This is a genomic window from Streptomyces sp. NBC_01296 (genome assembly GCF_035984415.1).
Taxonomy (GTDB): Bacteria; Actinomycetota; Actinomycetes; order Streptomycetales; family Streptomycetaceae; genus Streptomyces.
In genome coordinates this window covers 1,624,386-1,648,525 of sequence record NZ_CP130720.1, presented here as the reverse complement: position 1 = coordinate 1,648,525, position 24,140 = coordinate 1,624,386, and the positions used below count along the sequence as shown (strand labels likewise).

Genomic DNA, 24,140 nt, shown 5'->3' with positions numbered 1-24,140 from the left:
CGGCGGCCGGAGCCTTGGGGTCAGAACCTCCGGCCGGTGAGGACCGGGAAGCGCTGCGGCGACTGCGGGGCGATCTCCGAGCGGCGCTCCTGCGAGCCCGGCGTCGTCCGGCACGTCACGTCCTGGTCGGGCAGCTTGCCCGTCGCCAGGTAGGAGTTGACGGTGGCGTTGGCGCAGGAGTTCGGGTCGGCGAGGTACACGCCGTGGCCCTCACCGCCCAGCGCGAGCACCATCCGCGAACCCTTGAGCGCCTTGTGCAGGCCCTGGCCGCTGACCAGCGGGGTCTGGGAGTCCCACTCGTTCTGCACGGTCAGCACGTCGGTCTTCGTCTTCATCGGCGTCGCGGGCTCGATCGGCCGCCGCCAGTCGGAGCAGGGCTTGATGTTGGAGGCGAAGTCCCCGTACAGCGGGTACTTGGCCTTGTCCTTGGCGGCCTCCCGCGCGTACTGCTCCGGGTAGCGGGGCCACTCCGTGTCCCCGCACACCACGGCCAGGAACACGGCCGTGCCGTTGTCCGACGCCGGCTCGGCGCCGGGCTTCAGCAGCTGCAGCTGGGGCGCGGTCAACCGGACCGGCTTTCCGTCGGCCGCGTCCTTGAGCGCCTTGACGAGGGGCGCCGCCTGCGAGGGGTAGAAGAACACGCTCCGCGCGGTACGGATGTCGTCGCCCGTGAGCTTGACGCCGTCGAACTCGATCGGCTGCTTGTCCGCCCGGGCCACCAGGTCCCAGAACGTCTTGGAGACCGCGTCCGGGGTGTCGCCGAGCTGGTATTCGGCCGCCCGCTCGGCCGTCCACTGCGTCCACCGCGCGAACGCCGGCTCCGCCTCGGTCGCCCACACCTGGATCATGCCGCGCCAGATGCGCTGCGGGTCCACGCCGCTGTCGAGCACGAAGCGGTCGCTGCGGTTCGGGAACATCTGCGTGTACACCGCGCCCAGGTACGTGCCGTACGAGTACCCGACGTACGAGATCTTCTTCTCGCCCAGCGCGGCGCGGATCGCGTCCATGTCGCGCGCCGTGTTGCGGGTGGTGATGAACGGCAGCACCGGGCCCGCCTTCTCGCGGCACTTCTCGGCGACCGTACGCGCCCAGGTCACGTCCGCCTGATACGTCTCCGCCTTGTACGGCCGGTCGATGTTCTGCTCGGCGTCGGTCAGCCCGCAGGTGATCGGGCTGGAGGCGCCGACGCCGCGCGGGTCGAAGCCGATCAGGTCGTACTGGTCGCGTACGTCCTTGGGCATCAGCTCGTTCATCATCAGCGGCAGATCGAGTCCTGAACCGCCCGGCCCGCCCGGGTTGAGCAGCATGGCCCCGTGCCGCGCGGCCGGGTTCTCGCTCTTCATCCGCGATATCGCGAGGTCGATCGTGGCGCCCCGGGGGCGCCGGTAGTCGAGCGGGACCTTGATGGTCGCGCACTCGTACGCGGCCGGCTGGTCGGTGCTGCAGCGCTGCCACGCGGGCTTCTGCGGGGTGTACTCCGCGGCCGTGGCGGCGGCGGCCCCGGTCGCGGAGAGCAGGGGGATCGTGGTCGCGATCAGACCGGCGGCGGCGAGCATCGGTGCGAGGCGTTTCATGTTCACGAAGAGCCGTTTCCTTCCGTGAATTCGATGGCCTCATCACCTTGTTGCACAGGGGCTCCGGGCGAATCATCCCGAAGGGTCGGTCCGTATGCTCCTCACGAACGAGCTCAAATCCGGACAACTGGCCGACACGCGGAAGGAGTTGACGCCGGGCCCCGGGCGGGGAGGGGCTCTGCGGTCAGGAGGAGCGGCCGGTGACGCGCTCGATGGCGACCATCGCCGCGTCGTCGCCCAGGCTGCCGCCCGGGGAGTGGGCCAGCAGGTCCGCGCACAGGTGGCCCAGCAGGGCGTCCGGGCCGTCGCCCGGCCAGTCGGCGGCGCGCTCCGGCAGGGGGTAGAACTCGCCGGCGGCGTCGCGGGCCTCGATGACGCCGTCCGTGTACAGGAGGATGACGTCGCCCGGCTCGAAGGGGAAGGACTGCGGGGCGAAGCCGGTGTCCACGTACTGCGTCAGGCCCAGCGGCGGCGCCGGGTGGTCCACCTCGAGGGGGACGACCCGGCCGCCGCGCAGCAGCAGCGGCGGCGGGTGCCCGCAGCTGATGAGCCGTACGGTCATCTCCTGGTCGGGGATGTCCATTACCGCCGCCGTGGTGAACGCCTCGCCGGGGTCGTCGGCCGTTTCGCCCGTGCCCTCCGGGTCCGCGGCCACGGCGGCCTCGAGGTGGGCGACCAGCGTGGGCAGGTCCGCCACCTGGTGGGCGGCGGCCCGGAACGCGCCGAGCACGAGCGCGGCGTCCCCGACCGCCTCCAGGCCCTTGCCGCGGACGTCGCCGATGATCAGCCGGGTGCCGTGCGGGGTGCGGGTGGCGGCGTACAGGTCCCCGCCGATCTGGGCCTCGGCCTCCGCGGCCAGGTAGACGGAGGCCAGCCGCAGCGGGCCCATCCGGCCGCGGAGCGGCCGCAGGACCACCTCCTGAGCGGCCTCGGCGACCGAGCGCAGCTGGATCAGCTGTTTCTCGTGGACCTCGCGCAGATGTGCGAAAAGCGTCACGGAGATCGAGATCAGGACCAGGGCAATGATCTGGAAGGTGTGGTTCAGATCGGTGACGGTGGTCCGCGTCAACGCCACCGTCACCTGGGCCAGCACGGCGACCGCGCCGACGAACCCCGTCATCCGCGGCCCGGCGAAGGAGGCGGTGAGGGCCGGGGCCGCGACCAGGAAGGGACCCAGGTGGACATCCGGCGGCGCGAGGACGTCGACCACCGTGACGACCGCGATCAGCGCGAAGGGAACCGCCAGCAGGGGCAGGCGCGGTTCGCCGACGTGGCGAAGGCTCGGATGCGGCGGCCGGTGGTCCATGACTCCTGGATACACCGCGCCCGATCTTCCCGCGCACCGGCCGGATCGCGAGGGGCGCGCGCTCCGTCCCCGCACCCCTGGACGTCCGCCGCGCGGCGCCGCTCCGTCGTACGGCCCCATAGGGGTGCGGCTGCGCTGCCGGTACGGGGGAGTGGAGAGAGGATGGGAGACGACCCGGACGCGGATCCGGGCGTGGAGAGCGAACGGGCCGATGCACCGCCCCTGCGGCAGCGGACGGGAAGGAGCGGCCGGTATGAGTACGGCGGACGCCTTTCCGGCCGACGCGGAACCGGCGCGCGCCGGCCCCGCCACCGGGCCGGGCCTGCTCGACGTGCTCGGGGTCGCGGCGGTGGTCCTCGACGCGGAGGGCCGGATCGCGCTCTGGAGCCCGCAGGCCGAGGAGCTGTTCGGCTACACCGCCGAGGACGCGCTCGGCCGGTTCGCGGCGCAGCTCCTCGTCGACGACGAACACCTGGGGATGGTCCTCGCCCTCTTCGAGAAGGTGATGGCCGGCGGAGAGCCCTGGGCCGGGGCGTTTCCCGTGGTGCACAAGGACGGCAGCAGCCGGCTGGCGGAGTTCCGCAACATGCGGCTCGAGGACGGCCAGGGCCGGCTCTACGCCCTCGGCATCGCCTCCGACCAGGCGACCCTGCGGCGCCTGGAGCGCGACCTGGCCCTGTCGATGCGGCTGGTCGCCCAGTCCCCGATCGGCCTCGCCGTCCTGGACTCGGAGCTCCGGTACGTCCTGGTCAATCCGGCCCTGGAGGGCATCAACGGCCTGCCCGCCGACCAGCACATCGGCCGCCACGTCCACGAGGTCCTGCCCCGTTTGGACGCCGCGTCCATCGAGGCGGCGATGCGGACGGTCCTGACCACCGGCCGGCCCCAGCTGAACCGCTTCACCATCGGCCGTACGCCCGCGGACCCCGACCAGGACCACGCCTGGTCGCTCTCCCTCTACCGGCTCGACGACCCGGCCGGGCGGCCGATCGGGGTCGCCGCGTCCGTCGTCGACGTCACCGAGCAGCACAAGACCTCGATGGCCGTCGCGCAGGCCCGCCAGCGGCTCGCCCTGATCGCCGACGCCTCCGTACGCATCGGCACCACCCTCGACCTCTGGGTCACGGCGCGCGAGCTCGGCGACATCGCCGTACCGCACCTGGCCGACCTGGCCACGGTCGACGTCCTCGACGCCGTGCTGACGGGCGACCGCCCGCCCGGGGCCCCGACGGACGAGACCGTGCAGTTCCGCGCCCTCGCCGTCAAGGCCGCGCGCCCCACCCCCGCCACCCGCGCGGCCGACCCGGTCGGCTCGATCGCCCGCTACGACGCCACCCGGGTGGTCACCCGGTGCGTGCAGTCCGCCCGCCCCGTGCTCTTGGCGGAGCTCACGGAGGCCGACCTCGCCGGCGTCGCCCGCGACGCCGAGGCCGCCGCCCTGCTGGCCGAGGCCGGGCTCCACTCGTACCTCGCGGTACCGCTGATCGCCCGCGGCGAGGTCATCGGCGCCCTTGGCCTCCAACGCACCGACAACCCGCTGCCGTTCGACCACGACGACGTCCTGCTCGCCGGCGAGCTGGCGGCCCGCGCAGCCGTCTGCATCGACAACGCCCGCTGGTACCAGAAGCAGCGCCGCACCGCCCTCACCCTCCAGCGCCATCTGCTGCCGCACCTCCCCACCCCCACCCCGGGCCTGGAGATCGCCTACCGCTACCAGCCCGCCGGGGCCGCCGGGGAAGTCGGCGGCGACTGGTTCGACGTCATCCCGCTGCCCGACGACAAGACGGCCCTCGTGGTCGGGGACGTCATGGGGAGCGGCATCAACGCCGCCGCCACCATGGGCCAACTGCGCACCGCCGCCCGCACGCTGGCCGAGCTCGACCTCGACCCGGCCACCGTCCTGGCCCGGCTCGACCACACCACCACCGGGCTCGGGCACACCATGGCCACCTGCGTGATCGTCGTCTACGACCCGCACCGCAACCGGTGCCGCATCGCGACCGCCGGCCACCTGCCGCCCGTACGGACGAGCCCCGGGCGCCCGCCCGAGCTCCTCGACCTGCCGACCGGAACGCCCCTGGGCGTCGGCGGCGTACCCTTCGAGGCCATCGCCCTCGACCTGGGCGTCGGAGACGAGCTCGTCCTGTACACCGACGGGCTCGTCGAGACCCGCGATCAGGACATCGACACCCGCCTGCAGGTGCTCACCGGACTGCTCGGCGGCCCGGTCCGTCCCCTCGAGGAGACCTGCGACCTGCTGCTGGGCGAACTGCGCCAGCCGGACGACCGCGACGACGTGGCCCTGCTCATCGCCCGGACCCGCCCGCTGTCCGAGGCGCCGGGGCAGTAGCCCGCGCACGGTACCAGCCTTTCGAGACGTTGCCCGGATGTTTGTCCATTCGTGATGGTCCTTCCAAACAGGCACCACATCTGGCACTAGCGTCCCGTGGCACCCGGGGAGCGCGATCGCCACGGCACGGACAACTGCCGGAGCCCGAGCGGCCGCAGCCCCTCCCGGTCCACGCAGCAAGGAGGCACAGTGCTGTCTTTCCGTCGGTCGGCCGTCGGCAGCATGTCGGTAGCTTCGAGACACGTGATGGCAACGGGCGTCGTGATCGGCGCCCTCGCCTTCACCCTGATCGCGTTGCTGATCCCCGTGCAGAAGTTCGGCGGGAGGAACGCCGCGGCCGCCACGGCCCCGGCGGCCGAGGACGACGGCGGCGGCATCCAGACCACGGCCTTCGGGCCGCTCACCCCCCAGGACCGGGACTTCGTCCGCAAGGTGCGGCTCGCCGGCCTGTGGGAGCTGCCCGCAGGCCGGCAGGCCATGCAACGCAGCACACGGCCCGCGATACGCACCGCCGGGGAGCACCTCGTCGAAGGCCACACCGAACTGGACCGCAGGGTCATGGAGGTGAGCCAGGCCCTCGGCATGGAGATCCCCAACCAGCCCAGCGCACAGCAGCAGGGCTGGCTCGACCAAATGGACCGGGCCCAAGGACCCCAGTACGAGCAGTTGTTCGTCCAGTTGCTGCGCAGGGCGCACGGCAAGGTGTTCGCCCTCGTGGCCCAAATCCGGGCGCAGACCCGCAACTCCATGGTCCGGGCCCTGGCCACGGACGCCAACAACACCGTCCTGGACCACATCACGGTCCTCGAGGCCAGTGGGCTGGTCGACTTCGACGGCCTCGCGGACACCCCGCCGGGCACCCCGCCGGGCACCCCCTCCGCACCTGCCCCCGCCTCCTCCCCCTATTCCCGACCGACGAAGTGAAGTGATCGCATGAGTCAAAAGGGCCACAAACGCCGTCTGCGGCCGAAGCACAAGATCCTCGCCGCGATGTCCGCCCTGGTCCTGGGCGGCGGCGGGGTCGTGCTCGTCTCCCAGGGCGCCTTCGCGGGACAGGACTCCCGTAACGCGCCCGTGACCGCCACCATCGACTGCCCGGACGTGGGCGACAAGCTCGACAACGTCCCCGAGCAGGCCCGGAACGAGGTGGACGCGAACCTCGCGCAGCTCGACACCCAGGTCGCCGACGCCTACAAGCAGCTCTCCTCCGGCCGGGCCAAGGACAAGGCCCTGCTCGGCGGGTTGAAGCAGCAGCGCGACCAGACCATCACCAAGCTGTCCGACACCCTCGGGAAGGCGGGCCAGAAGCCCGCCGGGCTGGACGCGCTCAGCGGGTGCGTGATGAAGGAGGCGGCGGCCGCCGACCCGGCGGACGAGCCGCCCGCCGACAACGGCGCCCAGGGCGCCGCCGACCAGGGCGCCGCGAAGCAGGGCGCACCCCAGCAGCAGCAGCAACAGCAGCAGCAACAGCAGCAGCAGCAGCAGCAACAGCAGGCCAAGGGCGGACCCGCCCGCAGCGACTTCGTCGCCATCGGCAACGTGAAGCCCAACGTGCGCAAGCCCGCGGCCCGCGGGGGCGCCTCCACCGGATCCTTCGCCGTGCAGTGCGGGCGCAACGAGAACGGCCACTTCAACCCGGACAACGTCATCGTCGCGCCCGGTGTCAGCAACGGCGCCCACCACATGCACGACTACGTGGGCAACAAGACCACCGACGCCTTCTCCACCAACAACAGCCTCGCCCAGTCCGGCACCACCTGCACCAACGGCGACCAGTCGGCGTACTACTGGCCGGTGCTGCGCCTGCGCGACGGCAAGGCCGAGAAGGACGCCAAGGCCCCCGGCGGCGGCCAGGACGCGAACGTCGGCACGATCCTGAAGCCGAAGCAGGTGACCATCGACTTCAAGGGCAGCCCCGTCAGCAAGGTCACGGCGATGCCCCGCTTCATGCGGATCATCACCGGCGACGCCAAGGCCCTCACCAACGGCAATGCCAACGCGAACGCGTCGTGGAGCTGCACCGGCTTCGAGAACCGCCAGCTGAAGGACAAGTACCCGGTGTGCCCCAAGGGCAGTGACGTCGTCCGGACGTTCAACTTCCAGAGCTGCTGGGACGGCAAGAACATCGACAGCGCCAACCACCGTACCCATGTGGCCTTCGCCGACGCCAACGGCAACTGCAAGAAGGGATTCAAGGCCATCCCGCAGCTGGTGCAGCGGATCGTCTACAGCGTTCCGCCCGGCTCCCGGTTCGCCGTGGACAGCTTCCCCGAGCAGCTGCACAAGCCGGTGACCGACCACGGAGACTTCATCAACGTCATGTCGAACGGCCTGATGGCCGGTGCAGTGCGCTGCATCAACGACGGGCGCGCCTGCCGCTGAGACCCTCGGGGCGACGCTCCCCCTCCCACCTCCCCAGCGTCGCCCCGAGAGCGGTGCCGGACCGAAGCCGACTTCGGGCCGGCACCGCGTTCGCGCTTGTGCCACTGCCCGAAGGGGCCTGCGGGCCCTGAGACCCACACGAGGAGTGCCATGTCCGGCTCTCGTCACACCACGCCCGGACCGGGGCGCAAACCCGGGCCCGAGCCAGAGCCCTCCGACCAGGACCTCATACAGCAGCTCAGAGCGGCGTACGCGGCCGGCGACGGGGATCCGGCCGTCTGCGAGCTCCTGTACCGGCGGCACAGTGCCGCCGCTTTTGCATGTGCGCGGCGCTGCTGCCGCGCTCCGCAGGACGCCGAGGACCTCGTCTCGGAGGCGTTCATCCGCACCCTGCAGGCCGTCCGCTCCGGCGCCGGGCCCCGGGACCACTGGCGCCCGTACCTCCTGTCGGTCGTCCGCCACACGGCCATCGAGTGGCGCGACGGCGCCGGCCGGACCCTCCTGACCCCCGACGTCGAGGCGTGGTGCAGCCCAGGCCCCGACGGGGACGACCCGCAGCGCCGGCTCCTGGACAGCGAGGACCGCAGGCTCGTCGCCCGCTCCTTCCAGGCCCTGCCCGAGCGCTGGAAGGCCGTCCTCTGGCACACCCTCGTCGAGGACGACTGCCCGCACCACGTCCCCCTGCTGCTCGGCATCACCCCCAGCGCCGTGACCTCGCTGGCCTTCCGGGCCCGTGAAGGACTGCGCGAGGCGTACCTGCGCGCCCACCTGGACACGGCCGCCGACGAGCGGTGCCGCCACTACGGCAGCGTGCTCGGGGCGGTGATCCGGCGCCGCGGAACTCCGCGCGGCCGTGGCCTCGTCCGTCATCTGGCGGCCTGCCGGTCCTGTTCCCGTGCGTACGCCGAACTGCTCGACCTCAATGCCGCGCTGCGGGCCGGGGCGTCGGGGGTGCTCGTCGGCCTGTGACACGCGGCGGCCCCGGCCCCGCTCCGCCTGGGCGGGGAGGGGACCGGGGCCGAATCCTTGGGTGCGGGGGTTCCGGGGGTTCCGGGAGTACGGGGGTTTCGGGGGTTGAGGGAGTGCGGGGGTTGAGGGGGTTTGAGGGAGTGCGGGGGTTGAGGGGGTTTGAGGGTTCGGTGGTTCGGGGGTTCGGGAGGTCGGGGTTACAGGCCGTTGACGCGGGCCATGCGGCCCACGCCCAGCGGCCGGAAGTCCGTCGTGGCGACCCGTACCTTGCGGCTCACCCGGGAGTTCTGGCGCCGTACCTGGGCCATCAGGCGCCGGCTGCGCAGGGCCATCTCGAGCTCGAAGCGCGTACGCGGGTCCCGAAGGCCGGGGCCGAAGAGCTTCTCGAGCTGCCGCATGCGGTAGCGCACGGTCTGGGGGTGCACGCTCAGCGCCTTCGCGGCCTCGGGGGCGCCTCCGCCCTCCAGCCAGGCCAGCAGGGTCACTTCGAGCCGTTCGCTCTGGCGCGGGGTCAGGTTGGCCAGCGGCCGCAGCCAGCGTGCGGCCAGTGCGTGCGCCAGGGGCTCGTCCTGGAGCAGCAGGAGGGTCGAGAGGTGGTCGTCGACGAAGAGGGCCCGCGCCTCCAGGCCGGCACGGTTCGGGGTCAGGGACAGCAGCCGCAGGGCCCACCGCAGGGAGGAGGCGGTGTCCCGGGGTGCGACGGGGTGGCCCACGGCCGCGAACCGGCCGCGGAGCAGGGCCTCCAGGGAGGCGCGGGTCTCCGGGTCCGGACTCGGGACCAGCAGGCACGGCTGGCCGCCGACCATGCCGGCGAGTCCGTCGTCCAGGACGGCCGCGAGCTGCTGGGTCTCGCCCGGTGTGGCCAGGGCGATGGCGCGTATCTCGGCCGGCAGGGGCCAGTCGGCCGCGGCGGCCAGTTCGGAGAGGGCGATTTCAGCCATGGGCATGTCACTCGTAAGAGCGGAGAACAGCTCACGCCGAGCACGTTCGGAGGGGGTTCCGAGCCCTTCGCGAGGGACGACTTTCAGGGGGGCCAACTGCCTTCGGCGGCCGGGGTCCGGGAGCCGGGGCGGGCCGCGGTACTCCTCTTCTTCTGCCACCTCCTCGTCTTCGTCGGGGTGGTCGCGCTCGGCCGCGTAGTCGTGGTCGTCCTCGTCCTCTTCCCGGAGCGGGCCGGAGTCGGAGTCGAGATCGGGGTCCGGATCGGAGTCCAGGTCGCAGTCAGGACCCGGGGCCGGATGCGGGTCCGCCGGCCGAGCCTGTTTCTGCGGCGCGGGCTCGCGGTACCCGAGGGCGGTGAGCAGGGCCACCTCGAGCCGCTGTCTGACCACCTCCTCGTCGAGGTCGTCGACCAGGGCGGAGAACCCGGGGAGCTCCTCCCTCAGCTCCTCCACCATCCCTGCGCTCAGCGCGGGGAGTTCCCTTCGCAGAACCCGGGTCCATTCGCCTCGGGGACGGGCCCAGATGCGGTTCAGAAGTTCGCACATTGTTACCTCGTTCATGCCGGGGTACGGCCTGCCCCATGGGAGGGGGACAAGCCTGCCGAGGTCGCCTCCCTCCCCCCTCTGCGCCAGTGCGGACGGGGGAGTTGAGCACCTCGTACACCCTCCAGGAGAGTGCCATCCACTTGCAGTCCCGCGGCTTTGCTTTCATTTTGCCGTCGGGGAGGTGTGGTGGCGGACAAGGCGTCACTCAGGTTGCCACCGCACCGTTGGAAGGGAATCTTCCGCGGACGTCTGGTGTGACGATGCCACGCGCGCAAGAACTTGTCACGATTAGATAAATACTGTGGAGGCGTTGCGAAGGTCCACGATGCTTCTGCACTCCGGCCCCCGCTCCCGGTCGGTGAGACCTCATCTCCCGCCCGCCGCGGAGCAGTTCCGTCGACTACCCCGGGCGCCGAGTGCGCGGTGGAGTGCCTCGGGCCTGGGCGTATGGGAGAACTACATGCCCCTGTCCCCAGCCCGTACGCCCCGCTCACACCGGGCCCGCAGCACCAGACGCCATGCCGGCGTGGCCGCTGCCGCGGCCGCCGGCCGGCGCGCCGTCCGGCGGCCGCCCCTGCTGTCCCCCACCGGAGGCGTGCGCCCTGCCACGCTCGTGATCGCCGCCCTCGCGGGCCTGCTCGCCCTGGCCGTGGCGGCCCGGGCGGGCGTCACCCTGACCAACCTCTGGGACTTCCTCGACTTCGGCGCGGGCGTCCTCTCGCTCGTCTCGCTCACCTCCGCCGTCCTGTGGGGGCTCGCGGCGACCGACCGTACGGTGCTCACCTCCGGGCACCGGCTCGTCGCCCAGGGGGCCCACCGCGGCCTCGCCGTCGCGGGGCTGGGCTTCCTCCTCCTGCACATATGGGTCAAGGTCGCCGAGGCGCAGACGGGAGTCGCCTCCGCCTTCGTGCCGTTCGCGGACCGGGACCGGCCGATCCTCATCGGCCTCGGCACCTTGGCCGGATACATCTTCGTCTCCACGGCGGTCTCCGGCGCGGTCCGCAGCGCCTTCGCCACCAAGGGCCGCTCCGTGTGGTGGCGGGCCCTGCACGTGGGCGCGTACCCGGCCTGGGGCGCGTCCCTGGTGCACGGGCTGAAGTCCGGCCGCGCCGCCAGCGGCTGGGTGACCGTGTCGTACGCCCTCTGCCTGATCGGCGTCGCCGGCGTGCTCGCCATCCGGCTCCGGGCGAGGCTGCGCGCGGCGCCGCCGCGCCCGGCCGCCGCACCGGCGTCCGCTCCCCAGGCGGCGCCGCCCCGGCCCCGGACGGCGCCGCAGCGGTTCGTCCGGCAGCCCGCGGAATGGGCCGCCGAACGGCTGACGGCGCGGCTGGCCCGGCAGTCGGGACGGCGGGCCGTCGGGCAACAGCCGCAACCGGTCCGTGCCCCGGCGGGCCTCGGCCCCGTGCCCTCGCCCAGGCAGGCCCTGGAGCCCACGACCGAGATCCTCCCGCCGTACGGCTCGGCGCCCTACGGCGCGGCGTACGGCGCCGAGGCGTACGACACGGTGTTCATCCCCAGCGGTATCGGGGCCGGGCCGGCCACGGACCGGTTCGGTGAGCCCCTCGACGGGATGCGGGGCCGGCAGTGACCTCGATCGTCGACCCCGCCCTCGGGTGCGTCGGCCAGCCCAGGCTGCTGGCAGGACTCGACGTGCTGCCGCGGCTCGATCGCGCCAACCACCTGCTGGTGCACGGCCCGCTGCCGCAGTACAACTCGGACGATCTCGTGGAGCTCGCCGAGGGCATAGACCTGAAGGGCCGCGGGGGAGCGGGCTTCCCGTTCGCCCGCAAGCTCAAAGCCGTCATCCGCTCCGCCCGGACCAAGGAGGGGCGGACCGCCGTCGTCGTGAACGGCACCGAGGGCGAGCCGAGCTGCCTCAAGGACGCCGCCATGCTGCTGCACTCCCCGCACCTCGTGCTCGACGGCGCGCTGTTGGCGGCCGACGCGATCGGCGCCGAGGAGGTGGCCATCGGAGTGACCAGGGACGACGTGGAGCAGTCACTGCGGGCCGCCGTCGCCGAGCGCGGCGTGGCCGGCAGCCGCCTCCGCGTCGGCAGGCTCCCCGAGCGCTTCGTCAGCGGAGAGGGGACCTCCCTCGTGAACGGCCTCAACGGGGGGGCCGCCGTTCCGAACGGGCAGAAGGTCCGGACCAGCGAGCGGGGCCTGAGCGGCCTGCCGACCCTGCTCTCCAACACCGAGACGTACGCCCAGCTCGCCGTCGCGGCCCGGCTCGGGGTGCCGGGATTCCGCTCGGTCGGCCTGCAGACCGAGCCGGGTACCGTCATGCTGACGATCAGCGGTTCGACGGTCGTCGAGGCGCCGCTCGGGACGTCCCTCGCGTACGTCCTGGAGCTGTGCGGCTCGTCCCCAGGCCAGGGCGTCCTGGTCGGCGGGTACCACGGCAAATGGCTGACGGCGGCGGCGGCGCGGACGGCACTGCTCTCCCGGGAGTCCCTGTCCTCGTACAAGGCCACGCTGGGGGCGGGCGCGGTCCTGCCGCTGCCCGAGGACACCTGCCCGGCCGGCGAAGTGGCCCGCGTGATGCGCTGGATGGCGGACGAGACCGCCGGCCAGTGCGGCCCGTGCGTCAGAGGACTGCCCTCGCTCGCCGACGCCGTGGACGCCCTGGTGGCCGGGGGAGGCCGGCCCGCCCTGGAGGCCGTCGAAGCGCGGATGCGGGGGGTGCTGCGCCGCGGTGCGTGCAGCCATCCCGACGGCACCTCGGCCTTCATGGCCTCCGCGCTAGCCGTCTTCCCCGACGAGATGCGCGACCACGCCCTCGGCAGCGGCTGCGGGCGCCGTGTCCTCGGGGCGCTGCCCCTGCCCCAGGACGAGAACCCCGAACGGCTCGTCGTGGACTGGACGCTGTGCAAGGGCCACGGGCTCTGCGTGGACGTGCTGCCCGACGTGGTGCGCCTCGACGCGGACGGCTACCCGGCCGAGGCCGTCATGTCGGTCCCCGGAAGGCTGCGGCCGAAGGCCCTCCGGGCGGTGCGGCGCTGCCCTGCGCTCGCGCTGCGCATTCAGGAATGAGCCGGCGGTAAACGGCTGCCGACGGGGGGAGTTCAAGCGTTAGCGTCATCTGACAAATTCCCGTTCATTCGAATTCGGTGCCCTTCTCAGGCCTTATGAATAAGGCAGTAGACGAACCCCCCGGGTTCAACCCGAAGGAGTGATCGTGAACAAGATGCGTCGTATGACAACTGCCGGATCGGTGGCTGCGGTTCTGTTGCTGGCGGCCACGGGATGCGGCAGCAGCGAAAATGGCGCGCGCAACTCGAACTCCGTACAGCCGGCCGGGGCCGGCAAACCCCTCGGAGGCGCATACGACACGGGCTACGGGGCCGGCGGCTACGGGTCGGGTGCCACGGTCGCCGGCTCCGGGTCGGGCTCGGACGTCGGCTCCGGTTCCGGCAAGGCCGAGCCGGCGGGGCAGCTGTCCGTACGCGACATCGAGAGCGTGGGCAGCGTGGTCACCGACAGCGCCGGAATGGCCCTCTACCGCTTCGACAAGGACACGCCCCAGCCTCCCAAGTCCAACTGCGAGGGGGACTGCGCCACCACGTGGCCCGCCGTCCCGGCCGACGACGCGTCGGCCGCCGCGGGCATAGACACCGCCCTCCTCGGCTCCGTCGCCCGGGCCGACGGCAGCAAGCAGCTCACCCTCGCCGGCTGGCCCGTGTACCGCTACGCGAAGGACACCAAGGCGGGCGAGGCGAAGGGCGAAGGCGTCGGCGGCACCTGGCACGCACTGGCACCGGACGGCAAGAAGGCGATCGACAAGAAACAGAAGGCGGACGGCGGCGGCGGAATGGGAGGGATGGACATGAAGGCGGGCATGGAACTCTCCGTGGCCGACAATGAAAAACTCGGCAAGATCCTGGTGGACGGGAAGTGGCGCACGCTCTACCGATTTGACAAGGACAGTGCGTGGCCCATGAAGTTCGGCTGCCTCGGTGCCTGCCTGGACACCTGGAAGCCCGCCCCGGCCGTGGACAAGACGAAGGCCGAGGGAATCGCCGGAAAGCTGGTCGGATCGGTCAAGCGGCCCGACGGCAGCGAGCAGTTGACGATCGACTGCTGGCCGGTCTACACGTTTACCGGCGACACCGAGCCCGGCCAGACGAACGGACACAACAAGATGGGGCTCTGGTTCGCGGTCACCCCCGAGGGCAAGAAGGTCCCCCCGACCTCATAGCACGCCCGAGCCCTGCGCAGCCGTGACCCGAGCCGCAGGCCCCGATCCCGCCCCGACCCCTGTGAGGCAGCCAGCCATGCCCCGTTCACCCCGTATCGCCGCCGCGCTGCTCGCGACGCTGCTGTGCGGCGGCTGCGCCGCCCGGGTGGCCGCCGGTCCGCAGGATCCCGCCGCGAGCCCGTCCGCCCCGGCCTCGTCCGCCCGCCCCGCCCCGCTCCAGGAGATCGCCGCCGCCCTCGGCTGCACGCCCGAGATCACGGTCGACGCGGAGGAACTCCGGGAGGGGGCGTGCGGGGCGGGGCAGGAGGGCTTCAGGATGGCCACGTTCACCACCGAGCAGGGCCGGCAGTCCTGGCTGACGGAGGCGCAGATGTACGGCGGCACCTACCTCGTCGGGCCCACCTGGGTCGTCACGGCGGCATCCGCCGAGGCCCTGGCCCCGGCCCACACCCGCCTCGGCGGAACCATCGAGACCGCTCCCGGCCACGGTTCCGCCGCGCACGACGCCGGCTCCGGCGCCTCCCCCGATGCCCCCCACGACGCCTCCCACGGCTCCTCCCACGCTGGCGGGCACGACTCCCCGACTCCCGCCGCCTCCTGAGGGAGCGTCCGGCCCGGCCCGCAGTCAATTGCGGTGCCGGGCCGCTGCCGTTTCACTACACTCGCTCTCGTGCCGCCACGGGATGTGGTGTGCACGCCGTCGAACGAGTCGAGCGACTCGTGTGATCCGAGTGAGGGGAGCCAGGCCATGTGTCACCGCATCGCCGTCTTCGTTCCCCGGTCGCGGTACGACGTGATCCTGGTGTCTTCGGCTTCCCGGTGACGGCTGCGCGGCCGCCATCGGACGTCCGCGACGAAGATCCGACCCTCTTCCTTCAGGCAGGCGAGCCGACCTCGCGTACCCGGGTGTTCCCGGGCCGCGCTCGAGCCCTGTAGCGCCCGCCTGCCCTGAGCCCGGTCCCCTCTCGTCCGCACATCGCGCTGCCCTCTTCACGACCCACCAGAAGGACCCCGGGCCCATGCGCACCGACCTGAACACCTCGACCACCGTCCGCAATCTCGGCATCCTCGCCCACGTCGACGCCGGGAAGACCACCGTCACCGAGCGGATCCTCTACGCCACCGGGGCCACCCACAAGCGCGGCGAGGTCCACAAGGGCACGACCGTCACCGACTACGACCCTCAGGAGCGAGACCGTGGCATCACCATCTTCGCCGCCGCCGTCAGCTGTACGTGGGACGACCACCGCATCAACCTGATCGACACACCCGGACACGTCGACTTCTCCGACGAAGTGGAGCGCTCGCTGCGCGTACTCGACGGCGCGGTCGCGGTGTTCGACGCCGTCGCGGGCGTCGAACCGCAGAGCGAGTCGGTATGGCGACAGGCCGACCGCCACGGCGTGCCGCGCATCGTGTTCGTCAACAAGATGGACCGCGTCGGCGCCGATCTCGACCAGGCGGTCACGTCCGTACAGGAGCGGCTCCGCGTCGTTCCGCTGGTCGTCCAGCTGCCCATCGGGCAGGAGGACGGTTTCACCGGGACGGTGGACCTCGTCCGCATGCGGGCGCTGGTCTGGGGCGCGGGACCCGACTCGTTCGCGACGGGTGCCGTACCCGATGCCCTGTACGACGAGGCACGCCGCCGCCGGCGGCTGCTGGAGGAGCGGGTGGCGGAACTCCACCCTGCCGCCCTGGAGGAGTACTGCGCCACGTCGGCGCTCTCCACCGCCACGCTGACCGCCGCGCTGCGCGACCTGACGCGCAGCGGTGAAGGCGTCGTCGTGCTGTGCGGCTCGGCGTACCGCAACCGCGGGATCGAGCCGCTGCTCGACGCCGTCGTGTCCTACCTCCCCTCGCCGGCGGACATGCCGCCGGTACGGGGGACCCGTGGCACGGCGGCGGAGGAACGGGCCGCCGATCCGTCGGCGCCGTTCGCCGCGCTGGCCTTCAAGGTGAGCGCGACGGCGACCGGCCGGCTGACCTGCCTGCGGGTCTATTCGGGAACGATGAGGAAGGGGGACACGGTGCTGGACGCGGGCACCGGCCGGACCGAGCGGATCGGACGGATCCTGCACGTGCAGGCCGACCGGCACGCCGAGGCGGAGCAGGCCGTGGCCGGGGACATCGTCGCCGTGGTCGGCCTCAAGGGCACCCGCGCCGGGTCCACGCTGTGCGCACCGCACGCTCCGCTCGTCCTCGAACCGGCGAAGGCCGCCGCACCCGTGGTGTCCGTGGCGGTCGAGGCGGGCAACAGCACCGAGACGGCACGCCTGTCGTCGGCGCTGGCCGCACTGGTCGAGGAGGACCCGTCGCTCGTGGTCCGGACGGATCCCGAGACGGGCCAGACGGTCCTGTCCGGGATGGGCGAGCTGCACCTGGAGGTGGCGGTGGAGAAGATCCGCCGCAGCCACGGGCTGCACATCGCCGTGGGCCGCCCGCGGGTGGCGTACCGGGAGACGGTGGCGCGCGGTGTGACGGGGCTGGTGTACCGGCACGTCAAGCAGGACGGCGGCGCGGGTCAGTTCGCCCATGTGGTCGTCGACGTCGAGCCCCTGGACGGGGACGCCGGCGGGGGCGGGGCCGGGGCCGGCGACGGCGTGTTCGAGTTCCGGTCGACCGTCGTCGGCGGGCGGGTGCCGCAGGAGTACGTCCGCGCGGTGGAGGCGGGCTGCCGGGACGCGCTCGCCGAGGGACCCCTCGGCGGCCATCCGGTGACCGGGCTGCGGGTCACCCTGACCGACGGGGCCACGCATTCCAAGGACTCCTCGGAGATGGCGTTCCGGGCGGCGGGCAGGTTCGCGCTGCGCGAGGCCCTGCGCGCCGCCGAGATGGAGCTGCTGGAGCCGGTGGTCGAGGTCGTGGTGACCGTGCCCGACGACGCCGTCGGCGGGGTGCTGGGCGATCTGGCCGCGCGGCGCGGACGGGTATCGGGCTCGGCTGCGAGGACGGGGACCACGGCGGTCACCGCCATTGTGCCGCTGGCCGAACTGTTCGGCTACGCGTCCCGGCTGCGCAGCCGTAGCCAGGGCCGGGGCACGTTCACCACCCGCCCCACGGGCTACGCCCCCGTCCCGGTGGCGGCGTACCAGCAGGCCCTGGCCGGCTAGGCCGTCTCTTCCGCACACGCGGCACGGCGCTCAGCCCCTCCTGGGGGAGGCTTCGGCCTCCTCCAGGAACCCCTCGGGGAAGGGCTGTTCGGCCCAGATCGTCTTGCCGCGGGCGTGGTAGCGGGTGCCCCAGAGCTGGGCGAGCTGCGCCACCATGAACAGCCCGCGCCCTCCCTCGTCGGTCTCCTCCGCGCGCCGGACGTGCGGGGAGGTGCTGCTGCCGTCCGAGACCTCGCAGATCAGCTCGCGGTCGCGGATCATGCGCAGCTGGATCGGCGGACTCCCATAGCGGATCGCGTTGGTGACCAGCTCGCTGACCACCAGCTCGGTGGGGAACTCCAGCTCCTCCAGGCCCCATACGGTCAGCTGGCGCGTCGCGAGCGTACGGGCGCGGCCGACGACCTCGGGCTCGGCGGGCAGGTCCCATGTGACGTGGTGTCCCGCGTCCAGCGCGTGGAGACGCACCATCAGCACCGCCACGTCGTCCTGCGGGAGCACCGGGAGCAGCCGGCCGATCACCGCGTCGCAGGCCTCGTCCAGCCCGTTCCCACGGCGCCCGGGTCCGGACGGCGCGGCGAGCGGGATGCCCGCCAGCGCCTCCGGGATCCGTTCGAGGCCGAGGTCCACGCTCCGGTCGGGCGCCGCGACCAGGCCGTGCGTGTACAGCACCAGTACGTCCCCGTCGTCCAGCGTCAGCTCGGCGCTCTCGAACGGAGATCCGCCGAAGCCCAGGGGAGGCCCGGCGGGCAGCGCGACGATGGCGGGCTCGCCGCCCACCCGGGCGAGCACCGGCGGCGGATGGCCCGCGCAGGCCACGGCGCACTGCTGCGAGATCGGATCGAAGACGGCGTACACGCAGGTCGTCCCGGCCGCCCCGCCGGGGCGCGGGCTGCTGAACTCGTCCTGGTCGTGCTCGTCCACGAACCGGTGGATCTGGTCGTCCATGTACGAGAGCAGCTCGTCGGGGGAGAGGTCGAGGTCCGCGAGGGTCCGTACGGCGGTGCGCAACCGGCCCATGGTCACCGCGGCGTTCAGGCCGTGTCCCTGCGCGTCGCCCACCACCAGCGCCACCCGGGCTCCCGACAGCGGGATCACGTCGTACCAGGCCCCGCCCAGCTCCGCGTGGCCGTGCGCGGGCAGGTAGCGCGTCACCGCCTCCAAGGCTCCGAGGACGGGCAGCCGCTGGGGCAGCAGGCTGCGCCGCAGGGCCACGGCCGCCGTCCGCTCCCGCGTGTAGCGGCTCGCATTGTCGATGCACACCGCCGCACGCGCCGTGATCTCCTCGGCCAGGAGCACGTCGTCCGGCTCGAACCCGGGGGCGCGCGCGTGGCGTACGAAGACCGCCGCGCCCAGCACCGCCCCGCGGGCGGCCATCGGTACGAGCAGCCAGGAGTGGACTCCGTACGAACGGACCCGCTCGGCCTGCCGGGGGTCGACGGGGGCGAGCTCCGCGATCAGCTCCTCGCCCGTCAGCAGCAGCGGTTCGCCACTGGCCATGGCCCGGGTGAACAGGGAGCCCGGCCCGGTGGTGAAAGGGTCGGGATCGCCCGTCGCGACGACCGCCTTCACCGGGATTCCGGGTGCGGAGGAAGTCGCCGCGCGCAGCAGGGTCACGGCCTCGCCCACCGGGCCGACGAGCGGCTCCCCGCCGCCGAGGGCCGGGGCGGGCAGGTCGACGTAGGCGTGGTCGGCGAACTCCGGGACGGCCACGTCGACGAGCTCCTGCGCCGTGTGCAGGACGTCCAGCGTGGTGCCGATGCGCGTGCTCGCATCGTTGACCAGTGCCAACCGCTCGCGGGCCCGGGCCCGTTCGGTCACGTCGGCCACGGTGTGCGCGAGCGCGATCAGCTCGCCGGAGCTGCTGCGCAGCGGCAGGATCGTCTCGGACCAGACGTGCTCCCGGTCTGGATCACCCCGCAACAGGCCCCGCACCTCGGTCTGGACCAGCGCCTCGCCGGTCTCCAGGACGTGGCGCTGCCGCGCCTCGAGGGCCGCCATGTCCAGCAGATCGGGCGGTGCCACCTCGGACATCGTGCGCCCGACGAACTCCTCGTTGGCGAATCCCGCGCCGCGCCGCAGGGCGTCGTTCTGCGCGATGAAGCGCAGCTGCGTGTCGAAGACGTCGATGAGGAAAGGGGACTCGGTGAACAGCCCCCTGATCAGGGCCTCGCTGAGCTCGTGCCGGCGCGTGGCGTCGGTGTCGGTCGCCTGGATCAGCCACTGCCGGTCACCGGCCGTGGACACCATGGGACGCGCGTACAGCGCCACCTCGACCCCGCGCCCGCTCCGGTGCCGCAGGACCGCGTGCCCGAGCTCCGTACGCCCGGCCAGCAGCTCCGACCCGCGCCACCCGTGCACCTCGCGGGCCGTGTAGCCGAGCAGCCGCTGCGCCCCCGGGCCCCAGCCGATGACCACGCCGCGCGCGTCGAGGAGCGCGTACGTGTCGTCGTCCGCATCCGAAAGCACGCCGGAGGCATCGTGGAACACCGGGTCGTGCATCGCTGCGCCCCACTTCCGGATCTGCGGAACGACTCCTGCCCTACCCGTGCAATTATCGCTCTGCGTCACCGCTTGTGCAGCATGGGTCGGGACCGCCCGCGGCAGTCAGCCCGAGACGGCCTTGGCCCAGTTGCGGTCGACGGTCCGTCTCGCCTTCTCCGTCTGCGCCTTCGTCGGGAACGTCGGCGTGCCCTCGACCGTCGGCAGTTTCGCCGCGGCGGCCTTGTCGAGGGTGCCGTCCTGCGCCATGGCGTCCATGAGGACGGGGCGTGCGTAGGCGCCGAGCCGGATGTTCTGGCCTTCCGGGCTGAAGAGGTACTCCTGCCACAGACGTGCCGCCGCGGGGTGCGGGGCGTCCTTGTTCACCCCGTTCGCGTAGTACTCGGCGAAACTGCCGTCGAAGGGGATGGCGGTCCGCCAGTCGACGTCCACGCCCTTCTCGCGGAATTGGTCGGCGTATCCGAGGTTGAGGAAGTCCCAGTCGATGCTGATCGGGGTCTGGCCCTTCGCGATCGTGTCCGGTGAGGACTGGACCGGGGTGAAGTTGCCGTTCTTGCTGAGCTCGGCGAAGAAGTCGATTCCGGGCTGGACGTCGTCGAAGGACCCCCCGTTCGCCAGGGCCGCCGCGTACACGCCGGCGAAGGCGGACTCGGACTCGGTGGGGTCGCCGTTGAGCGAGACCTGGCCCTTGTACTCGGGCTTGCGCAGATCGGCGAAGGTCGAGGGGCAGGTCTTCACCCGCTTGGCGTCACAGCCGATCGAGACGTAGCCGCCGTAGTTGTTGTACCAGCGGGCGTGCTTGTCCTTCTGTGCCTCGGGGATCCGGTCGAACGCGGCGACCTCGTACGGGGCGAGCAGGCCTTCCCGGGCCGCTGTCTGCGCGAACGAGCCCCCCACGTCGATCACGTCGGGGGCGCGGCCGTCGCCCCTGTGCTCCTTCAGGGCGTTGATCTCGTCCTGGCTGGCACCGTCCGGGTTCTCCACCGAGACCTTGATCCCGTACTTCTTTTCGAAGCCGTCGATCAGTACGCCGTAATTGGCCCAGTCGCGCGGGAGCGCGATCGTGTTGAGCGAGCCCTCCTTCTTCGCCGCCGCGGTCAGTGCCGCCATGCCGCCGGCGTCCGCCGCGGAGGTGGCGACCGCGGGTGCCCTGGGCGCGGCGACGTGCTTGTCTCCGCAGGCGCCGAGGGGCGCCGCCGAGAGGGCCAGGAAGGCGGCGACGAAGGCTGTCCGGAGACGGGGTGTGGGCACAAAGGCTCCAAAACGGGCGGTCGCGTACCGATCGAGGCCAGCGTACGTTCGGCAGCCTCGGCGGCGCAGTCCCGGACGGTGGTGTCCGCCGTCTTCCCTGCGGCTGCCGTAGCGGCGCCCTCTGGGAACCCCTCAGCACCGCCCTCTCAGAACCCCTCGTCGTCCCACGCGGCCAGGAGCGCCTCGCCGAGATCCATCGCGGCCGGTACGGCCCCCTCGTGGAGCGCCTGCTCGCTCCAGATGATCTTGCCGCGGGCGGTGTAGCGGGTGCCCCAGCGCTCGGCGAACTGCGCGACGAGGAACAGGCCGCGGCCGCCCTCGTCGGTGTCCGCGGCCCGGCGCAGGTGCGGGGAGGTGCTGGACCCGTCGGAGACCTCGCAGACCAGGCAGCGGTCGTACAGCAGCCTCACCCGGATGGGCTCGGTGCCGTAGCGGACGGCGTTGGTCATCAGCTCGCTGAGGATGAGTTCCGTGGTGAACGCAATGTCCTCCAGGCCCCACTCCGCCAGTCGGCGGGCGCAGGCGTTGCGCACCGGGGACACCGCCGCGGGGTCGGGGGCCACGTCCCATTCGGCGACGCGCGCGGGGTCCAGTCGGCGGGTGCGGGCCACCAGCAGCGCGACGTCGTCGCTGGGCCTGGCGGGCAGCATCGCGTCGATCACCGCGGTGCAGGTCTCCTCCGGGGTGCGGGCGGGCCCGGCCAGGGCGGCCCGCAGCGCCGCCAGGCCCGCGTCGGGATCACGGTCGCGGCTCTCGATCAGCCCGTCGGTGAAGAGGGCCAGCCGGGAGCCCTCGGGCAGGGTGAGCGTCGTGGTCTCCACGGGCATGCCCGCACCCAGGCCCAGCGGCGGGGAGACCGGCACCTCGGGGAAGGACACGGCCCCGTCGGGGCGGACCAGAGCGGGTCCCGGATGCCCGGCGCTGGCGGCGGTCACCTGCCCCGAGACGGGATCGTAGATGGCGCACAGGCAGGTGGCTCCCGTGATCCCCTGCCACTCCTGCCCGTCGGTGTCGATGTGGGCGACCAGCTCGTCCAGGTGGCTCAGGAGTTCGTCCGGGGGCAGGTCGAGAGTGGAGAAGTTGTACACGGCGGTGCGCAGGCGGCCCATGGTGGCGGCGGCGTGGAGACCGTGGCCGACGACGTCGCCGACCACCAGGGCCACTCGGGTGCCGGGCAGCGGGATGACATCGAACCAGTCACCGCCGACTCCGGCCTGGGCGGGCAGATAGTGGTGCGCGACTTCGACGGCGGACTGCTCCGGTACGCCCCGCGGCAGCAGGCTGCGCTGCAGGGTCACGGCCATGTTGTGCTCGCGGGTGTAGCGGCGGGCATTGTCGACGGACAGCGCCGCCCGGGCGGTCAGCTCCTCGGCGAAGGACACGTCCTCCTCGTCGAACGGCGGGGAGTCCTGCCCGCGCCAGTAGCCGGCCATCCCCAGCACCACGCCCCGGGCCCGCAGGGGCACGACGATCAGGGAGTGGATGCCGCGGTCCAGGATCTGCAGGGCGTTGGCCTGGTGCTGGGCCCGCCAGCGGTGGGTGGCGCGCAGGTCCGCCTCCAGGACCGCATGCCCGCCGGCCAGCCCGGCTGCCATGGGACCGGTGGGAGCGAACCTGATCAGCTCGCCGACGGGTGAGAGCGGGTGGTCGCCCTGAAGGCCGACGACGGCGGTGCGGCGCATCTCGGTGTTCGCCTCGGGCGGCTCCTCGCCGCGCAGTACCGGGTCCAGCAGGTCCACCGTGGCCACGTCGGCGAACCGCGGGACCACCACCTCCGCCAGTTCCTCCGCGGTGCGCTCCACGTTCAGTGTCGTTCCGACCTGCACCCCCGCGTCGTACAGCAGCTTCAGCCGCTCGCGGGCCACCTCGGCCCTGCCCGACAGCGCCCGCAGCTCGGTGGTGTCCCGCAGCGTGACGACGGTCCCGGCCTTCCCGTAAGGGGCGGTGGGCCGGATGTTCACCGCCAGCAGCCGATCGGCCGCCATGTGCAGCTCGTCGGTCGCGGAACGGCCCGATGCGATCGGACCGGCGATCCCCTCCTCCAGACCCAGCTCCGTGACCGGGAGCCCCTCCGCGTCCGCCGGCAGATCCAGCAGCCGCCGCGCCTCGTCATTGGCCAGCAGCAGCCGTCCGCCGCCGCCGACGATCAGTACGCCCTCTCGCACCGCGTGCAGCACCGCATCGTGGTGCTCGTACATGCTCGTCATCTCGGCCGGTCCCAGGCCGTGGGTGCGGCGCAGCAGCCGACGGCTCACCAGGGCCGTCCCGCCCGCCGACAGGGCGAGCACCGCGGCTGCGCTGCCGAGGACGACCGGCAGCTGCCCGTTCACCATGCTCTGGACGTTCTGGACCGTGACCGGGGAGGAGACGACGGCGATGACCCTGCCGTCGGCGTCCTTGACGGGGACCACCGAGACCACGGACTGCCCCAGGGACCCGGCGAACGTCTCGGTGAAGGACTTGCCGGCCGCCGCCTTGGCGAAGGGGCCGACGACGCGCTTGCCGATCTGCCGCGGGTCGCTGTGGGCGAGGGTGACCCCGTCGAGCGTGTACACGTTGATGCCGTCGACCTCGGAGATTTTCCGGGCTGCCTGGGCGCTCGGCTGGAGCACCGCGCTGGGGTGGGGGCTGCGCAGGGCGGCGACGATCCCCGGAGACTCCGCGAACGTTCCGGCGGCGGCGAGGGTACGGTGCCGGGCGTCCAGCATGGCGGAGCTGCGGGCCTGCACCACGAGCGCCACGACCGCGGCGGCGACGAGAAGCACCACGACGGCCAGCTGGAGGAGGAACACCTCGCCGGCCACGCTGCGCACGCTCAGCAGGGAGGACATCCGCTGCGGCCGCCGCGCCTTCCCTTTGGGGGGCCGGGCGTGCTCCTGATGCCCCTGGGGGTGCCCTGAGCTGGGACTCCGCGGGGGAGCGGAGGGGCTCGTGGCCGAGCCGAGCAGCCAGCGCCGGACCGCTCCCCGATAGTTGCTCATAATCCATCTTCCAACCTCCGCGGGCTGTCGGCA

At 72.6% G+C, this 24,140-nt stretch carries 15 protein-coding genes; 9 read left to right on the top strand and 6 right to left on the bottom strand.

All coding sequences use genetic code 11. The features are described 5' to 3' along the window. Positions 1–20: 20 nt before the first annotated feature. Together OG299_RS07785 and OG299_RS07780 are read right to left on the bottom strand one after the other, a co-directional pair. A complete protein-coding gene (locus OG299_RS07785) occupies positions 21–1,574 on the bottom strand; it encodes an alpha/beta hydrolase (RefSeq protein WP_266635919.1) in 1,554 nt (517 codons plus the stop codon). Between the two features lie 184 nt (positions 1,575–1,758). After that, complete coding sequence (locus tag OG299_RS07780; protein WP_266635274.1) at positions 1,759–2,880, bottom strand: PP2C family protein-serine/threonine phosphatase; 1,122 nt, start codon at positions 2,878–2,880, stop codon at positions 1,759–1,761. Between the two features lie 253 nt (positions 2,881–3,133). Between OG299_RS07780 and OG299_RS07775 the strand changes: the two genes are divergently transcribed. The 4 genes from OG299_RS07775 to OG299_RS07760 all read left to right on the top strand — a co-directional run bounded on the left by OG299_RS07775 (position 3,134) and on the right by OG299_RS07760 (position 8,581). Next, a complete protein-coding gene (locus tag OG299_RS07775) occupies positions 3,134–5,230 on the top strand; it encodes a SpoIIE family protein phosphatase (protein WP_327361021.1) in 2,097 nt (698 codons plus the stop codon). A gap of 246 nt (positions 5,231–5,476) precedes the next feature. Continuing rightward, on the top strand, positions 5,477–6,154 hold the full coding sequence (locus OG299_RS07770) for a DUF4142 domain-containing protein (protein ID WP_327364477.1): 678 nt from the start codon (positions 5,477–5,479) through the stop codon (positions 6,152–6,154). A 9-nt stretch (positions 6,155–6,163) separates the two neighbouring features. Beyond that, positions 6,164–7,612: a DUF1996 domain-containing protein gene (locus tag OG299_RS07765; RefSeq protein WP_327361020.1), complete on the top strand. Its 1,449-nt coding sequence runs from the start codon at positions 6,164–6,166 to the stop codon at positions 7,610–7,612. A gap of 150 nt (positions 7,613–7,762) precedes the next feature. Beyond that, positions 7,763–8,581, top strand: coding sequence for an RNA polymerase sigma factor (locus OG299_RS07760; RefSeq protein ID WP_327361019.1), 819 nt, complete (start codon positions 7,763–7,765; stop codon positions 8,579–8,581). A 197-nt stretch (positions 8,582–8,778) separates the two neighbouring features. Here OG299_RS07760 and OG299_RS07755 read toward each other — a convergent pair whose 3' ends face one another. After that, positions 8,779–10,068 carry a PucR family transcriptional regulator gene (locus OG299_RS07755; protein ID WP_327361018.1) on the bottom strand — a complete coding sequence of 430 codons (1,290 nt, stop codon included), beginning with the start codon at positions 10,066–10,068 and terminating at the stop codon, positions 8,779–8,781. Between the two features lie 526 nt (positions 10,069–10,594). On the opposite strand from OG299_RS07755, the gene OG299_RS07750 reads away from it, so the two are divergent. The 5 genes from OG299_RS07750 (at position 10,595) to fusA (ending at position 17,376) form a co-directional block, all read left to right on the top strand. Then, complete coding sequence (locus OG299_RS07750; protein ID WP_327361017.1) at positions 10,595–11,656, top strand: hypothetical protein; 1,062 nt, start codon at positions 10,595–10,597, stop codon at positions 11,654–11,656. Beyond that, positions 11,653–13,101, top strand: coding sequence for an NADH-ubiquinone oxidoreductase-F iron-sulfur binding region domain-containing protein (locus tag OG299_RS07745; protein ID WP_327361016.1), 1,449 nt, complete (start codon positions 11,653–11,655; stop codon positions 13,099–13,101). The genes OG299_RS07750 and OG299_RS07745 overlap by 4 nt, the downstream gene beginning before the upstream one ends. A 163-nt stretch (positions 13,102–13,264) precedes the next feature. Further along, the gene (locus OG299_RS07740) at positions 13,265–14,266 is read left to right on the top strand and encodes an SCO0930 family lipoprotein (protein WP_327361015.1); all 1,002 of its coding nucleotides are present in this window, start codon (positions 13,265–13,267) and stop codon (positions 14,264–14,266) included. A 76-nt stretch (positions 14,267–14,342) separates the two neighbouring features. Next, on the top strand, positions 14,343–14,867 hold the full coding sequence (locus OG299_RS07735) for a hypothetical protein (RefSeq protein WP_266635282.1): 525 nt from the start codon (positions 14,343–14,345) through the stop codon (positions 14,865–14,867). A gap of 418 nt (positions 14,868–15,285) precedes the next feature. After that, positions 15,286–17,376: an elongation factor G gene (fusA, locus tag OG299_RS07730; RefSeq protein WP_327361014.1), complete on the top strand. Its 2,091-nt coding sequence runs from the start codon at positions 15,286–15,288 to the stop codon at positions 17,374–17,376. A gap of 30 nt (positions 17,377–17,406) precedes the next feature. Here the strand turns inward: fusA and OG299_RS07725 are convergent, their stop codons facing one another. The 3 genes from OG299_RS07725 to OG299_RS07715 all read right to left on the bottom strand — a co-directional run bounded on the left by OG299_RS07725 (position 17,407) and on the right by OG299_RS07715 (position 23,957). Further along, positions 17,407–19,875: a SpoIIE family protein phosphatase gene (locus OG299_RS07725; protein WP_327361013.1), complete on the bottom strand. Its 2,469-nt coding sequence runs from the start codon at positions 19,873–19,875 to the stop codon at positions 17,407–17,409. Between the two features lie 105 nt (positions 19,876–19,980). Continuing rightward, complete coding sequence (locus OG299_RS07720; RefSeq protein ID WP_327361012.1) at positions 19,981–21,126, bottom strand: ABC transporter substrate-binding protein; 1,146 nt, start codon at positions 21,124–21,126, stop codon at positions 19,981–19,983. Between the two features lie 146 nt (positions 21,127–21,272). Beyond that, positions 21,273–23,957, bottom strand: coding sequence for a SpoIIE family protein phosphatase (locus tag OG299_RS07715; protein ID WP_327361011.1), 2,685 nt, complete (start codon positions 23,955–23,957; stop codon positions 21,273–21,275). Positions 23,958–24,140: the final 183 nt, after the last annotated feature.